The organism is Pseudomonas sp. NPDC087614, from assembly GCF_044743485.1.
Taxonomy (GTDB): domain Bacteria; phylum Pseudomonadota; class Gammaproteobacteria; order Pseudomonadales; family Pseudomonadaceae; genus Aquipseudomonas; species Aquipseudomonas baetica_A.
In genome coordinates this window covers 81,983-95,687 of sequence record NZ_JBIUWN010000007.1, presented here as the reverse complement: position 1 = coordinate 95,687, position 13,705 = coordinate 81,983, and the positions used below count along the sequence as shown (strand labels likewise).

Sequence of the window (13,705 nt, the reverse complement as noted above, 5' to 3'; positions counted from 1 at the left end):
GGGGCTTGTTTGCCTACGAGTACGCTCATTGATATCTCCTGGTGTAAAAACTTGAAGTTCAGGGTCCGGGCCAGCCTGCCACCCTCAGGCGACAGCCCTGTGACACGAACCCCCTTCGCAAGGGCCGACCATCATACACTGCGTTTTTGGCCTGTCCTTAAAGGTTTTTTGGGGCAGGCGAATAAGGACGCTGCATTTACAGGGCCAGGCAAATAGCCACTTGTCACCGTTCGTCAGTCACTGGCCATTCTGGCCAAAAGCTTTGCGAAAGCACTTTGACAATCATTCTCGTTAACATTAAGATCCATCGCAATTGAGTCACAACCAGCGACGGTTCTCACTTATGTATGTTTGTCTCTGCACTGGCGTCACCGACGGACAGATCCGCGAAGCGATCTATGAAGGTTGCTGCAGCTACAAAGAAGTTCGCCAGGCCACCGGCGTCGCCAGCCAATGTGGCAAATGTGCTTGCCTGGCCAAGGAAGTGGTTCGCGAAACCCTGACCAAGCTGCAAACCGCCCAGGCCGCGATCCCCTACCCGGTAGAATTTACTGCCGCGTAAATACCCTCATTTCAAAGAACCGGACTTGATGTCCGGTTTTTTTATGCCTGAAAATCAATTGGTTAGGCTCCAGACGCGGAACACAAACATTCTTATTCAGATTTATTTTCATTTATTATTCAATAACTTAGGTTTGACACTTATAAGTACCAAGCTCAAACTCCGCCTTATATACAGCTAATACAGGGCAGGACTCCCATCATGAAAGGCGACATTACAGTCATCCAGCATCTCAACAAGATCCTTGCCAATGAACTGGTCGCGATCAATCAGTACTTCCTGCATGCCCGCATGTATGAAGATTGGGGCCTGAACAAGCTGGGCAAGCACGAGTACCACGAGTCCATCGATGAGATGAAACACGCGGACAAGCTGATCAAGCGCATTCTGTTCCTCGAAGGGCTGCCGAACGTGCAGGATCTGGGCAAACTGCACATCGGCGAGCATACCCAGGAAATGCTGGAATGCGACCTGCGTATCGAGAAGACCGGCCATGCTGACCTTAAAGCCGCGATTGCGCATTGCGAATCCGTTGGCGATTTCGGCAGCCGTGAACTGCTCGAAGACATTCTCGAATCCGAAGAAGAACATATCGACTGGCTGGAAACCCAACTGGGCCTGATCGATAAAGTCGGTCTTGAGAACTATCTGCAATCGCAGATGGGCGAAGACGAGTAATTAGCCAGCGCTAAACTCGAGACACTAAAAAGCCCCGCCCTCTTTCAAGAGGCGGGGCTTTTTATTGCCCGGATTTCAGACTGGCTGAAATCCGGGCAGAAGCCAATCAGGCTTCGGACTTGGCCGCAGCAGCCTTGGCGGATGCTTCCTTGACCAGAGTCTGCAGCTCACCGTTGGCGAACATTTCAGCCATGATGTCGCTACCGCCGACCAGCTCACCGCCCACCCACAATTGCGGGAAAGTCGGCCAGTTGGCGTACTTTGGCAGGTTGGCGCGGATTTCCGGGTTCTGCAGGATGTCCACGTACGCAAACTTTTCGCCACACGCCATCACAGCCTGCGCAGCTTTCGCGGAGAAGCCACACTGTGGGGCATTCGGCGAACCTTTCATGTAAAGCAGAATGGTGTTGTTGGCAATCTGCTCTTTAATCGTTTCGATGATATCCATGGAGCACCTCGGCTGAACTTTCCGACTCATGGGTCGGCACGGTGGCGCATTGTAACGGAATCCCGAGCGCCATGCTCGGTCTCCCCGACAGACATGCTCAGGCTGCCACCACCGTCACCGGAACGCCATTGAGCGCGGCATTACCCGACAGCTCGTCAAGCTGACACTCATCGGTCAGGTCGTTGGCACTGGAACCCGGCTGACTGCCGGCAATCGCCATCTGTACACCGGGACGCGCATGCCCCCAGCCGTGAGGCAAGCTCACCACGCCTTTCATCATGTCCAGACTGCCGAGCACTTGGACTTCGATCTGCCCGACCCGTGAACTGACGCGCACTAACTGGCCATCTTCAAGCCCACGACTGGCGAGGTCATCCGGGTGCATCAGCAATTGATGCCTTGGCTTGCCTTTCACCAGACGATGATAGTTATGCATCCAGGAATTGTTACTGCGCACATGGCGGCGGCCGATCATCAGCAACTCATCGGCGGCGGGCGCCTGCAATGTCGCGAACCGTGCGAGGTCGGCGAGTATCTCCGGCGGCGCGGCCTGCACGCGATGATTCGGCGTTTTCAGGCGTGGCGTGAGATTGGGTTTCAGCGCGCCAAGGTCAATGCCGTGCGGATGATCGAACAGCGTTGCCAGCGACAGTTTCTGCTCGCCGGCGTCACCGTAGATCCCCATGCGCAGGCCCAAGTCGATCATCTTCGCCGGCGGCATTGTTGGCTTCAGTTCCTTGCCGGTTTTTTCGGCAAACGCTTTGGCCAGGCCGACGAAAATCTCCCAGTCATGCAAGGCGCCCTCGGGTTTGGCGAGAATTGCGCGATTGAAACGGGTGACATTGCGCACCGCGAACAGATTGAACGTGGTGTCGTAGTGATCGTTCTCCAGCGCCGAAGTCGACGGCAGGATCAGGTCGGCATAACGCGTGGTTTCGTTGATGTACAGGTCGATGCTGACCATGAACTCCAGACCGTCCAGCGCCTGCTCCAGTTGCCGCCCGTTAGGCGTCGACAGCACCGGGTTACCGGCGACGGTAATCAGTGCGCGCACCTGCCCCTCGCCGTCGGTGAGCATTTCTTCGGCCAGCGCCGACACCGGCAACTCGCCGCCGTACTCGGGACGGCCCGACACACGGCTTTGCCATTTATTGAAATGCCCGCCCGAGGTCGATGCCACCAGATCCACTGCAGGCTCCGTGCACAGCGCCCCGCCGACGCGATCAAGGTTGCCGGTCACCAGATTGATCAACTGCACCACCCAGTGGCACAAGGTGCCGAAGGCTTGCGTTGAAACGCCCATCCGCCCGTAGCAAACCGCGCTGGGCGCGGCGGCAAAATCGCGGGCCAACTGGCGGATCTGTTCGGCGGGCACGGCGCACAACGGGCTCATGGCTTCTGCGGTGAACGTCGCCACGGCGGCGCGCACCTCGTCCAGGCCGTCGACCGGCAAGTGACTGTCGCGGGTCAAGCCTTCGCCAAACAATGTGTTGAGGACACCAAACAGCAAGGCCGCATCGCCCCCGGGCCGCACAAATAGATGTTGATCAGCGATTGCCGCCGTCTCGCTGCGCCGTGGATCGACCACCACCACTTTGCCGCCCCGGCCCTGAATGGCTTTGAGGCGCTTTTCGACGTCAGGCACGGTCATGATGCTGCCGTTGGACGCCAACGGATTACCGCCCAGAATCAGCATGAAATCGGTGTGATCAATATCAGGAATCGGCAACAGCAAACCGTGGCCGTACATCAGATAACTGCTCAGATGATGGGGCAACTGATCGACCGAGGTCGCCGAGAAGCGATTGCGCGTCTTCAGCAAACCGAGGAAGTAGTTGCTGTGGGTCATCAACCCGTAGTTGTGCACGCTAGGGTTGCCCTGATAGACCGCCACCGAGTTTTGCCCATGGCGCCCCTGAATCGCCGCCAGACGCTCGGCCACCAGCGCAAACGCCTCATCCCACTCGATCGGCAGCCATTCACTGCCAACCCGGCGCATTGGCTGGCGCAGGCGATCGGGGTCATTCTGAATATCCTGCAACGCCACGGCCTTGGGGCAGATGTGCCCACGGCTGAACGTGTCGAGGGCATCGCCCTTGATCGAGGTGATCGCAACATTGCCATCGGTTTCGGTGGTCTCGAGGGTCAGGCCACAGATGGCTTCACACAGGTGGCAGGCACGGTGATGGAGAGTCTTGGTCATGGCCAGTCTCTGTCTTGTTCTGGGGCGGGCACTACGCCTGCGGGAACAAAACTATGGCCCGGGCGCCGGCCGGGCGCCAGCGACGTTCGTCTTGTGAATCGACGGTTATCAGGCGAGCCGATAGCCCATTGCGTCAGTTCTGCGGCAAGTGCGGTGGCGCCTGCAACTGAATTTCCTGGATGGTTTCGATCTGTTCGTGGGCAATATGCACGCCGGTGAGTTCACCGATAAGACGCCAATGCTCGTCGAGCCCGGCGCTGATGGTTGCCATCCGGTCGATCATGTGCCGACCGGCAGTCTTGACCACTTCGTCCTCGCTGCGCAGCAGCTCGAAGGACATCGAGGTGACCGAGGCGGTGAGATGGGTCAGTGAGCGAGCCGTGTGGCCCAGCAATTCCATTAACAGTTGTTCTTTCGATTCCATGCGGAGGCTTCCTGCGTCGCTCGAAATGTATTTATAACCCAGCACTTTGCTTTAGCAAATGTTTCAGCCCGAGCACCCGACCAAGCGATTCGTGGCGCAGTGGTCGTAAACCGACCAAAGCAGCGCCATCTGCGCCACGGCGGATTGCCAAGCCCCTTGAGGCCAGTGTACAAAGAGGCTCGCTGCTGTCCTGAACCCGGCTTCAAATGCGCGACTGCAACTTCAAGTCCGCCCTCCGAATTCCGCAAAAAACCGTAGCCTATTGGAAAAACGCGACATTTAGTGTCAATATCGCGCCTTCCCCCATTTTCGTCGCCCCGTGCGGCTTACGCCGCAGGTCTCGCCCGTTGTTCCGTTAAACAAGGCTTTGAGCATCTGCGGTGTGTAGCAAAAGGTAGTCAATGATGAGCGCAAGGCACTTTCTCTCCCTGATGGATTGCACGCCCGAAGAGCTGGTCAGCGTGATCCGTCGAGGCGTTGAGCTCAAGGACCTGCGTAACCGCGGCGTACTGTTCGAGCCTCTGAAAAACCGTGTGCTGGGGATGATCTTCGAGAAATCCTCGACGCGCACCCGGATCTCCTTCGAAGCCGGCATGATCCAGCTCGGCGGCCAGGCGATTTTCCTTTCGCCACGCGACACCCAACTGGGCCGTGGCGAGCCGATAGGCGACTGCGCCATCGTCATGTCGAGCATGCTTGATGCGGTGATGATCCGTACTTTTGCCCACAGCACCCTGACCGAATTCGCAGCCAACTCCCGCGTGCCCGTGATCAACGGCCTGTCCGATGACCTGCACCCGTGCCAGTTGCTGGCCGACATGCAGACGTTCCTCGAACATCGCGGCTCGATCCAGGGCAAAACGGTTGCCTGGATCGGCGACGGCAACAATATGTGCAACAGCTATATAGAGGCCGCGATCCAGTTCGACTTCCAATTGCGCGTCGCCTGCCCGGAAGGCTACGAGCCAAACCCGGAGTTCGTCGCCAAGGCCGGCGACCGCGTGACCATCGTCCGCGACCCACAGGACGCCGTGCGCGGCGCGCACCTGGTGAGCACCGACGTCTGGACGTCCATGGGCCAGGAAGAAGAAACCGCCAAGCGTCTCAAGCTGTTCACCCCGTTCCAGGTCAATCGTGCCCTGCTCGATCTGGCCGCCGAGGACGTGCTGTTCATGCACTGCCTGCCCGCGCACCGTGGCGAAGAAATCAGTCTCGACCTGCTTGATGACCCGCGCTCGGTCGCTTGGGATCAGGCAGAAAACCGTCTCCACGCACAGAAGGCCCTGCTCGAGTTCCTCGTCGAACCGGCATATCACCACGCATGAGCCATGAATTACTGCTGAACCTGCGCAACCTCGCTTGCGGCTATCAAGATCAACGTGTGGTGCAGAACCTCAATCTGCACCTCAACGCCGGCGATATCGGCTGCCTGCTCGGCTCATCCGGGTGCGGCAAGACCACCACCCTGCGCGCCATCGCCGGTTTCGAACCGGTGCACGAAGGTGAAATCACCCTCGGTGGCGAGACCCTTTCCAGCCCTGGTTTCACCCTGGCACCGGAGAAACGCCGGATCGGCATGGTGTTTCAGGACTACGCGCTGTTCCCGCACCTGAGCGTCGCGGACAACATCGCCTTCGGCATTCGCAAGCATCCGCACAAGGAGCGCGTGACCGAGGAGTTGCTGGAACTGGTCAACCTGAAGGACCTTGGCAAACGCTTCCCGCACGAATTGTCCGGTGGCCAGCAACAGCGTGTCGCCCTCGCCCGCGCCTTGGCGCCAGAGCCGCAACTGCTGCTGCTCGACGAGCCCTTTTCGAACCTCGATGGCGAACTGCGCCGCAAACTCAGCCATGAAGTACGCGACATCCTCAAGGCTCGTGGTACCAGCGCGATACTGGTGACCCACGACCAGGAAGAAGCCTTTGCCGTGAGTGATCACGTCGGCGTTTTCAAAGAGGGGCGACTGGAGCAATGGGACACCCCGTACAACCTGTATCACGAACCGGCGACGCCTTTTGTGGCCAGTTTCATCGGTCAGGGCTACTTCATTCGCGGCCAGCTCGGCAGCCCGGAATCGGTGCAGACCGAACTGGGTGAACTGCGCGGTAATCGTGCCTATACCTGGCCGGTGGGTGGTGCGGTGGATGTGCTGTTGCGTCCGGACGACATCGTTTATGCGCCGGACAGTGCTTTGAAGGCGAGGATTGTCGGCAAGACGTTCCTGGGGGCTTCGACGCTTTATCGCCTGCAACTGCCGACCGGTGCGCAACTGGAGTCGATCTTCCCCAGTCATGCCGATCACCACGTCGGTGCTGAGGTGGGGATTCGCGTTGCAGCCGAACATCTGGTGTTGTTCCAGGCATCCGGTAGCACGGCAGCGCAGATTCCGGCAGTGGAAAACGGCGTGCGCCGCTACAGCAGCGCGCTCTGATTCAACACGATAGAAAATGTGGGAGAGGGCTTGCTCGCGAAAGCGTCGTGTCATTCAGCACGAGTGTTTGCTGATACACCGCCTTCGCGAGCAAGCCCGCTCCCACATTGGTTTTTGTCTTAACCCAGGCGCAGTGTGCCGCTCGCCACCAGCGTCGCATGACCGCCAATCTTCACCCGCTCACCTTCCAGCCGACAGAACAACTCCCCGCCCCGCGCCGAACGCTGGCATGCGGTCAGGCTCGATTTGCCCAATTTCTTTGACCAGTATGGAATCAAGCTGCAATGGGTCGAACCGGTCACCGGGTCTTCATCGATACCAATCGCTGGCGCAAAGTAGCGCGAGACGAAATCGTGTTGATTGCCGCGAGCGGTGACGATCGCACCCAACCACGGCAGCTTGGCCAGCGCGACCCTGTCCGGCTTGCAATCCAGAACGGCCTGCTCCGACTCCAGCACCACAAACAGCTCACTGGAACCGAGCACATCCAGCGCCTCGACTCCCAACGCCCGCTCGACATCCTGCGTCACACCAATCTCGCAAGGCTCGATCGACGGGAAGTCCAGCCACAATCGCCGCCCCTCACGACTGACACTCAGCGGCCCGGACTGACAGACAAAATCCAGGCGTTCGGCGGTTTCCTTGTAAATTTCGAATAGCACATAGGCACTGGCCAACGTGGCGTGACCGCATAACGGCACTTCGGTGGTCGGGGTGAACCAGCGGATATGCCAAGCCTGACCTTCGCGTACCAGAAACGCAGTTTCCGCCAGATTGTGTTCGGCGGCGATTTTCTGCATCAACTCGTCCGCCAGCCAGGCGTCGAGCCGATAAACCATCGCTGGATTGCCACTGAACGGCCGATCACTGAACGCGTCGACCTGATGAAACTCGAGTTGCATAACCTTCTCCCTCAGTCCGTTGATCGAGCATGCAACTGACACCTGATCCGCGCCAGTGACAGAACCGGCCAATTTTCTTCATACAGTGCAAATGGTCATGCGCGGCCGATGTCGGCAAATGTGGCCTGGGTATGTTCGGCCAACACGGCAGGCGCCAACTCGACCTCAAGCCCGCGTCGGCCGGCACTGACGTAAAGGGTCGCAAACCCCTGAGCCGAGCGGTCAATAAAAGTGCGCAAGCGTTTCTTCTGCCCCAGAGGGCTGATGCCACCCAACAGATACCCCGTAGAACGCTGTGCCGCCACCGGGTCGGCCATTTCGACTTTTTTGACACCGGCGGCGTGTGCCAGACCTTTTAGATCGAGACTTCCGACGACCGGCACCACGGCGACCAGCAATTCACCCTTTTCAGTGGCGGCCAGCAGCGTCTTGAACACCTGCGCAGGCTCAAGCCCCAGTTTTTCTGCGGCCTCCAGCCCGTAAGACGCGGCTTTGGGGTCATGTTCGTAACTGTGCACGCGATGTTCGGCACGAACTTTTTTCAACAAGTCCAACGCAGGGGTCATGACAGCTCCAGACTCGGCAGTGACAGAAAAATCCTGCGCAGAATTCTAGGCCATCGCCGGCGAAAAGGCTCTAGCACAAGTCACGTTTCCCGTGGCCTGCAGGCGAACAACCGAAAAAACTTCCATCCTCCAAATAGGATCATTCACCGCATTGATAGTTTTATTGTGACCAATGGTTCACTTTCGACCTTTGACAGGTTTGTTTCTTGTCTATATTTTTTCGAATCTGAATAATGTAAGAATTATGATCACGGCAGCACCCAGCAGCAGACCGAGAACAGGATGGGGATCCCGCCTCGGTGAAAATCGCGCCTTGCCCTGTCGGCAGTGCGCCAGACAACAACAAAAATCGAGGTTTTCAATGACAACTGCGTTACAGCAACCATCGCTTTCAGGCCAATGCATGGCCGAGTTCCTGGGCACTGCACTCCTGATCTTTTTCGGTACTGGTTGTGTCGCCGCGCTCAAAGTCGCGGGCGCCAGCTTCGGACTGTGGGAAATCAGCATCATCTGGGGCGTCGGCGTGAGCATGGCGATCTACCTCACCGCCGGCGTTTCCGGTGCGCACCTGAATCCGGCGGTGAGCATCGCGCTGACCATCTTCGCTGACTTCGAAAAGCGCAAACTGCCGTTCTACATCCTTTCGCAGATTGCCGGCGCCTTCTGCGGCGCGCTGTTGGTTTACACGCTGTACAGCAATCTCTTCTTCGATTTCGAACAAACTCATCAAATGGTGCGCGGCTCGGCGGCCAGCCTTGAGTTGGCGTCGGTGTTCTCCACCTTCCCGAACCCGGTGCTGTCGACCGCCCAGGCATTTCTGGTCGAGATGATCATCACCGCCATCCTGATGGGCGTGATCATGGCCCTGACCGACGACAACAACGGCCTGCCAAGAGGCCCGATGGCGCCGCTGCTGATCGGTTTGCTGATTGCCGTGATTGGCAGTTCGATGGGCCCGCTGACGGGCTTTGCGATGAACCCGGCCCGTGACTTTGGTCCCAAGCTGATGACTTTCTTCGCCGGCTGGGGTGAAATTTCCTTCACTGGCGGCCGCGACATTCCGTACTTCCTGATTCCGATTTTTGCACCGATTGTCGGTGCCTGCCTCGGCGCTGCCGGGTATCGCGGGCTCATCGCCCGCCACCTGACCGGCGCCACACCTGCTACAAAGGATGCAGAACCGGCCATTGACGGCAAACCAAGAACTTCTTGAAACAGTCGGCGCAAGCTCCTGCCCAATAGAGCCTGCGCCAAGGCCCACTCTCCCTTTTTTCGTCCAAGGCAATCGACATGACCGACATTGAGAATAAGAACTACATCATTGCCCTCGATCAGGGTACGACCAGCTCCCGCGCGATCATTTTCGACCGCGACGCGAACGTGGTCTGCACCGCGCAGCGCGAATTCGCCCAGCATTACCCACAAGCCGGTTGGGTTGAACACGACCCGATGGAAATCTTCGCCACCCAAAGCGCAGTGATGGTTGAAGCGCTGGCTCAGGCTGGCTTGCATCACGATCAGGTGGCTGCCATCGGCATCACCAACCAGCGTGAAACCACCGTAGTCTGGGACAAGACCACCGGCCGCCCGGTGTACAACGCGATCGTTTGGCAGTGCCGCCGCAGCACCGAGATCTGTCAGCAGCTCAAGCGTGACGGCCACGAAGACTACATCCGCGACACCACGGGCCTGGTCACCGACCCGTACTTCTCCGGCACCAAACTGAAGTGGATCCTCGACAACGTTGAAGGCAGCCGCGAACGTGCGCGCAACGGCGAACTGCTGTTCGGCACCATCGATAGCTGGCTGATCTGGAAATTCACTGGCGGCAAGGTGCACGTCACCGACTACACCAACGCCTCGCGCACCATGCTCTTCAACATCCATTCGCTTGAATGGGATTCGAAGATGCTGGAGATCCTCGACATCCCGCGCGAAATGCTGCCGCAAGTCAAAGCCTCCTCGGAAATCTACGGTCGCACCAAGAGCGGCATCGCCATCGGCGGTATCGCCGGCGACCAGCAAGCGGCACTGTTCGGCCAGATGTGCGTCGAGCCGGGCCAGGCGAAGAACACCTACGGCACCGGTTGCTTCCTGCTGATGAACACCGGCGACAAAGCGGTGAAATCCAAGCACGGCATGCTCACCACCATCGCTTGCGGCCCGCGCGGCGAAGTGGCTTACGCGCTCGAAGGCGCGGTATTCAACGGCGGTTCCACCGTGCAGTGGCTGCGTGATGAACTGAAGATCATCAACGACGCCCACGACACCGAATACTTCGCCAATAAAGTCAAAGACAGCAACGGCGTGTATCTGGTGCCAGCCTTCACTGGCCTGGGCGCACCGTACTGGGACCCGTATGCCCGTGGCGCCCTGTTCGGTCTGACCCGTGGCGTGCGCGTGGATCACATCATCCGTGCCGCGCTGGAGTCGATTGCCTACCAGACCCGAGACGTGCTCGACGCCATGCAGCAGGACTCCGGTGAACGCCTCAAGGCCCTGCGTGTGGACGGCGGCGCAGTTGCCAATAACTTCCTCATGCAGTTCCAGGCCGACATCCTCGGCACGCAGGTCGAGCGCCCGCAAATGCGCGAAACCACTGCCCTGGGCGCAGCCTATCTGGCGGGTCTGGCGTGCGGTTTCTGGGGCAGCCTGGACGAACTGCGCGGCAAAGCGGTCATCGAACGCGAGTTCGAACCGAGCCTGGACGAAGTGGCAAAAGAGAAACTCTATAAAGGCTGGAAAAAAGCCGTCAGCCGTACCCGTGACTGGGAACGCGAAGACGCTGAATAAGACAGTCTCGGGATCCTTATAGGGTTCTAACTGGTAGGGAGCGGATTCCTGCGGCATCATGGGCAAATTTTGCACGGCAGCCCAAAGGAAGCCCCATGAATCTGCCTCCCCGTCAGCAGCAAATCCTCGAACTGGTCCGCGAACGCGGCTATGTGAGCATCGAGGAAATGGCCACGCTGTTCGTTGTTACCCCGCAAACCATTCGCCGCGACATCAATCAGCTCGCGGAAGCCAATCTGCTGCGTCGCTACCATGGCGGCGCCGCCTATGACTCCAGCGTCGAAAACACGGCTTATGCGATGCGCGCCGATCAGATGCGCGATGAAAAACAACGCATCGGTGAAGCCATCGCCGCCCAGATCCCCGATCACGCCTCGCTGTTCATCAACATCGGCACCACCACCGAATCGATTGCCCGCGCCCTGCTCAATCACAACCACCTGAAAATCATCACCAACAACTTGCATGTGGCGTCAATGCTCAGTGCCAAGGATGACTTTGATGTGTTGCTGACGGGCGGCAATGTGCGCCGTGACGGCGGGGTTGTCGGTCAGGCGAGCGTGGATTTCATCAATCAGTTCAAGGTCGATTTCGCCCTGGTCGGTATCAGCGGTATCGACGAGGACGGCAGCCTGCTCGACTTCGATTATCAGGAAGTACGGGTTTCCCAAGCGATCATCGCCAATGCGCGGCAGGTGATCCTGGCGGCGGACTCCAGCAAATTCGGGCGCAATGCGATGATTCGGCTCGGCCCGATCAGCCTGATTGATTGCCTGGTGACGGATCAGCAGCCAGTGCCAGCGTTGGCGCAGTTGCTGAGTCAGCACAAGATTCGCCTGGAAGTCGTTTAACCCCTCAAATATTCATCGGCTGTACCGACGCCTTCGCCAGCCAGCCCGCTCCCACCTATGGAATGCGCTCCCCTTGTGGGAGCGGGCTGGCTCGCGAAGAGTCCCTCACAAACAGCACATCTGCCGCGCTCTTGCGCACATTTGATGTTCGAATATCTTCTTTTAACCGCCCTTCGATGAGTTTTTTCAATCGAAGTCGACTGGCTGTGCGCGTCTTTATGAGCTACCATTTTCGAAAATGAACATTAATGTTCGATTTCCAATACAGAAAATCAAAAGAGCCCGAGGCCAGCCGATGTCAACATCTACCTTGCGTACGCCCCCTATCTCTGAGATCTACGACCTCGCCGTCATCGGTGGCGGGATCAATGGGGTCGGGATCGCAGCGGATGCCGCCGGTCGCGGTCTCTCTGTTTTCCTTTGCGAAAAGGATGACTTGGCCAGCCATACCTCGTCGGCCAGTAGCAAGCTGATCCACGGTGGTCTGCGCTACCTCGAACATTACGAATTCCGTCTGGTGCGCGAAGCACTGGCCGAGCGCGAAGTCCTGCTGGCCAAGGCGCCGCACATCGTCAAGCCGATGCGTTTCGTGCTGCCGCACCGCCCGCACCTGCGTCCGGCGTGGATGATCCGCGCCGGTCTGTTCCTGTATGACAACCTGGGCAAGCGCGAAAAGTTGCCAGGTTCTAAAAGCCTGAAGTTCGGCGCCGACAGCGCACTGAAAAGCGAAATCAAAAAAGGCTTTGAATACTCCGACTGCTGGGTCGATGACGCTCGCCTGGTTGTTCTGAACGCCATGGCCGCCCGGGAAAAAGGCGCCCACGTCCACACCCAGACCCGTTGCGTCAGCGCCCGTCGCGCCAAAGGCTTGTGGCATCTGAACCTGGAGCGCGCCGACGGGAGCCTGTTTTCGATCACCGCCAAAGCGCTGGTAAACGCTGCCGGCCCGTGGGTCGCCAAGTTCATTCGTGATGACTTGAAGATGGAGTCGCCGTACGGCATCCGTCTGATTCAGGGCAGCCACATCATCGTGCCGAAACTGTACGAAGGCGAACATGCGCACATCTTGCAAAACGAAGATCAGCGCATCGTTTTCACCATTCCGTACCTGAACCATTTCACGCTGATTGGCACCACCGACCGCGAGTACACCGGCGATCCAGCCAAAGTGGCGATCACCGAGGGCGAAACCGATTACCTGCTGAAAGTGGTCAACGCCCACTTCAAGAAGCAGATCAGCCGCGACGACATTCAGCACAGCTATTCGGGTGTGCGTCCGCTGTGCAACGACGAATCCGACAACCCGTCGGCCGTGACCCGCGATTACACCCTGGCGCTGTCCGGCAGCGGCGAAGAAGCACCGTTGCTGTCGGTGTTTGGCGGCAAGCTGACCACCTACCGCAAACTCGCCGAGTCGGCGATGGCGCAGTTGATGCCGTTCTTCACCCAGATGCGCCCGAGTTGGACGGCGACCGCTACCCTGCCCGGCGGCGAAGACATGACCACCCCGCAGGCCTTGAGCGCACTGATTCGCGACAAGTTCGACTTTGTGCCGACTGAAATCGCTCGTCGCTGGTCGACCACCTACGGCAGCCGCACCTGGCGCATGCTCGAAGGCGTGGAAACCCTCGCCGACCTGGGCGAACAACTGGGTGGCGGGCTCTACACCCGTGAAGTCGATTACCTGTGCAGCGAAGAGTGGGCGACTACCGCGCACGACATTCTGTGGCGCCGCAGCAAGCTGGGGTTGTTCACCACTGCGGCCGAGCAGGAGAAACTGGCGGCGTATCTGGGCAAGGTCGAGCACAATGGCAAGATTGAAGCGGCCTGATCACTGATCATCGCTT

General features: G+C 58.6%; 13 protein-coding genes. 8 read left to right on the top strand and 5 right to left on the bottom strand.

Annotated features, from left to right (window positions below):
* The first annotated feature begins 343 nt into the window (after window positions 1-343).
* Both ACIOWA_RS04660 and bfr read left to right on the top strand, forming a co-directional pair.
* The gene (locus ACIOWA_RS04660; protein ID WP_003227725.1) at window positions 344-562 is read left to right on the top strand and encodes a bacterioferritin-associated ferredoxin; all 219 of its coding nucleotides are present in this window, start codon (window positions 344-346) and stop codon (window positions 560-562) included.
* Between the two features lie 201 nt (window positions 563-763).
* Window positions 764-1,240, top strand: a complete 477-nt coding sequence (gene bfr, locus ACIOWA_RS04655; RefSeq protein ID WP_401158475.1) for a bacterioferritin — start codon at window positions 764-766, stop codon at window positions 1,238-1,240.
* A gap of 106 nt (window positions 1,241-1,346) precedes the next feature.
* Here bfr and grxD read toward each other — a convergent pair whose 3' ends face one another.
* From grxD to ACIOWA_RS04640, 3 genes are all read right to left on the bottom strand, one after another.
* Entirely contained in the window at window positions 1,347-1,688 is a 342-nt protein-coding gene (gene grxD, locus ACIOWA_RS04650; RefSeq protein ID WP_204895256.1) for a Grx4 family monothiol glutaredoxin, read from the bottom strand.
* A gap of 97 nt (window positions 1,689-1,785) precedes the next feature.
* Window positions 1,786-3,891: a molybdopterin oxidoreductase family protein gene (locus ACIOWA_RS04645; protein WP_401158473.1), complete on the bottom strand. Its 2,106-nt coding sequence runs from the start codon at window positions 3,889-3,891 to the stop codon at window positions 1,786-1,788.
* Window positions 3,892-4,024: 133 nt separating this feature from the next.
* Window positions 4,025-4,315 carry a hypothetical protein gene (locus tag ACIOWA_RS04640; protein ID WP_339433497.1) on the bottom strand — a complete coding sequence of 97 codons (291 nt, stop codon included), beginning with the start codon at window positions 4,313-4,315 and terminating at the stop codon, window positions 4,025-4,027.
* A gap of 404 nt (window positions 4,316-4,719) precedes the next feature.
* Here ACIOWA_RS04640 and argF point away from each other — a divergent pair, with 404 nt between their 5' ends.
* Both argF and ACIOWA_RS04630 read left to right on the top strand, forming a co-directional pair.
* Window positions 4,720-5,640, top strand: coding sequence for an ornithine carbamoyltransferase (gene argF / locus ACIOWA_RS04635; RefSeq protein WP_339433498.1), 921 nt, complete (start codon window positions 4,720-4,722; stop codon window positions 5,638-5,640).
* Complete coding sequence (locus tag ACIOWA_RS04630; protein WP_339433499.1) at window positions 5,637-6,746, top strand: ABC transporter ATP-binding protein; 1,110 nt, start codon at window positions 5,637-5,639, stop codon at window positions 6,744-6,746. The genes argF and ACIOWA_RS04630 overlap by 4 nt, the downstream gene beginning before the upstream one ends.
* A 119-nt stretch (window positions 6,747-6,865) precedes the next feature.
* Here the strand turns inward: ACIOWA_RS04630 and ACIOWA_RS04625 are convergent, their stop codons facing one another.
* Both ACIOWA_RS04625 and ybaK read right to left on the bottom strand, forming a co-directional pair.
* A complete protein-coding gene (locus ACIOWA_RS04625; protein ID WP_339433500.1) occupies window positions 6,866-7,648 on the bottom strand; it encodes a PhzF family phenazine biosynthesis protein in 783 nt (260 codons plus the stop codon).
* 95 nt (window positions 7,649-7,743) lie between these two features.
* Entirely contained in the window at window positions 7,744-8,214 is a 471-nt protein-coding gene (gene ybaK, locus ACIOWA_RS04620; protein ID WP_339495563.1) for a Cys-tRNA(Pro) deacylase, read from the bottom strand.
* A 361-nt stretch (window positions 8,215-8,575) separates the two neighbouring features.
* Here ybaK and ACIOWA_RS04615 point away from each other — a divergent pair, with 361 nt between their 5' ends.
* The 4 genes from ACIOWA_RS04615 (at window position 8,576) to glpD (ending at window position 13,689) form a co-directional block, all read left to right on the top strand.
* Window positions 8,576-9,427 (top strand): MIP/aquaporin family protein, encoded by an 852-nt coding sequence (locus ACIOWA_RS04615; protein ID WP_210703427.1) that lies wholly within the window; start codon window positions 8,576-8,578, stop codon window positions 9,425-9,427.
* Window positions 9,428-9,504: 77 nt separating this feature from the next.
* Entirely contained in the window at window positions 9,505-11,007 is a 1,503-nt protein-coding gene (glpK, locus tag ACIOWA_RS04610) for a glycerol kinase GlpK (protein ID WP_221732102.1), read from the top strand.
* 95 nt (window positions 11,008-11,102) lie between these two features.
* Window positions 11,103-11,858: a DeoR/GlpR family transcriptional regulator gene (locus ACIOWA_RS04605; protein ID WP_007916700.1), complete on the top strand. Its 756-nt coding sequence runs from the start codon at window positions 11,103-11,105 to the stop codon at window positions 11,856-11,858.
* A 295-nt stretch (window positions 11,859-12,153) separates the two neighbouring features.
* Window positions 12,154-13,689, top strand: a complete 1,536-nt coding sequence (glpD, locus tag ACIOWA_RS04600) for a glycerol-3-phosphate dehydrogenase (protein ID WP_401158469.1) — start codon at window positions 12,154-12,156, stop codon at window positions 13,687-13,689.
* The last annotated feature ends 16 nt before the right edge of the window (window positions 13,690-13,705 follow it).

Bases quoted from the DNA above. Each gene is read 5' to 3' on its own strand.
- ACIOWA_RS04660 (WP_003227725.1), top strand. From the start codon at position 344: ATGTATGTTTGTCTCTGCACTGGCGTCACCGACGGACAGATCCGCGAA.
- bfr (WP_401158475.1), top strand. From the start codon at position 764: ATGAAAGGCGACATTACAGTCATCCAGCATCTCAACAAGATCCTTGCC.
- grxD (WP_204895256.1), bottom strand. From the start codon at position 1,688: ATGGATATCATCGAAACGATTAAAGAGCAGATTGCCAACAACACCATT.
- ACIOWA_RS04645 (WP_401158473.1), bottom strand. From the start codon at position 3,891: ATGACCAAGACTCTCCATCACCGTGCCTGCCACCTGTGTGAAGCCATC.
- ACIOWA_RS04640 (WP_339433497.1), bottom strand. From the start codon at position 4,315: ATGGAATCGAAAGAACAACTGTTAATGGAATTGCTGGGCCACACGGCT.
- argF (WP_339433498.1), top strand. From the start codon at position 4,720: ATGAGCGCAAGGCACTTTCTCTCCCTGATGGATTGCACGCCCGAAGAG.
- ACIOWA_RS04630 (WP_339433499.1), top strand. From the start codon at position 5,637: ATGAGCCATGAATTACTGCTGAACCTGCGCAACCTCGCTTGCGGCTAT.
- ACIOWA_RS04625 (WP_339433500.1), bottom strand. From the start codon at position 7,648: ATGCAACTCGAGTTTCATCAGGTCGACGCGTTCAGTGATCGGCCGTTC.
- ybaK (WP_339495563.1), bottom strand. From the start codon at position 8,214: ATGACCCCTGCGTTGGACTTGTTGAAAAAAGTTCGTGCCGAACATCGC.
- ACIOWA_RS04615 (WP_210703427.1), top strand. From the start codon at position 8,576: ATGACAACTGCGTTACAGCAACCATCGCTTTCAGGCCAATGCATGGCC.
- glpK (WP_221732102.1), top strand. From the start codon at position 9,505: ATGACCGACATTGAGAATAAGAACTACATCATTGCCCTCGATCAGGGT.
- ACIOWA_RS04605 (WP_007916700.1), top strand. From the start codon at position 11,103: ATGAATCTGCCTCCCCGTCAGCAGCAAATCCTCGAACTGGTCCGCGAA.
- glpD (WP_401158469.1), top strand. From the start codon at position 12,154: ATGTCAACATCTACCTTGCGTACGCCCCCTATCTCTGAGATCTACGAC.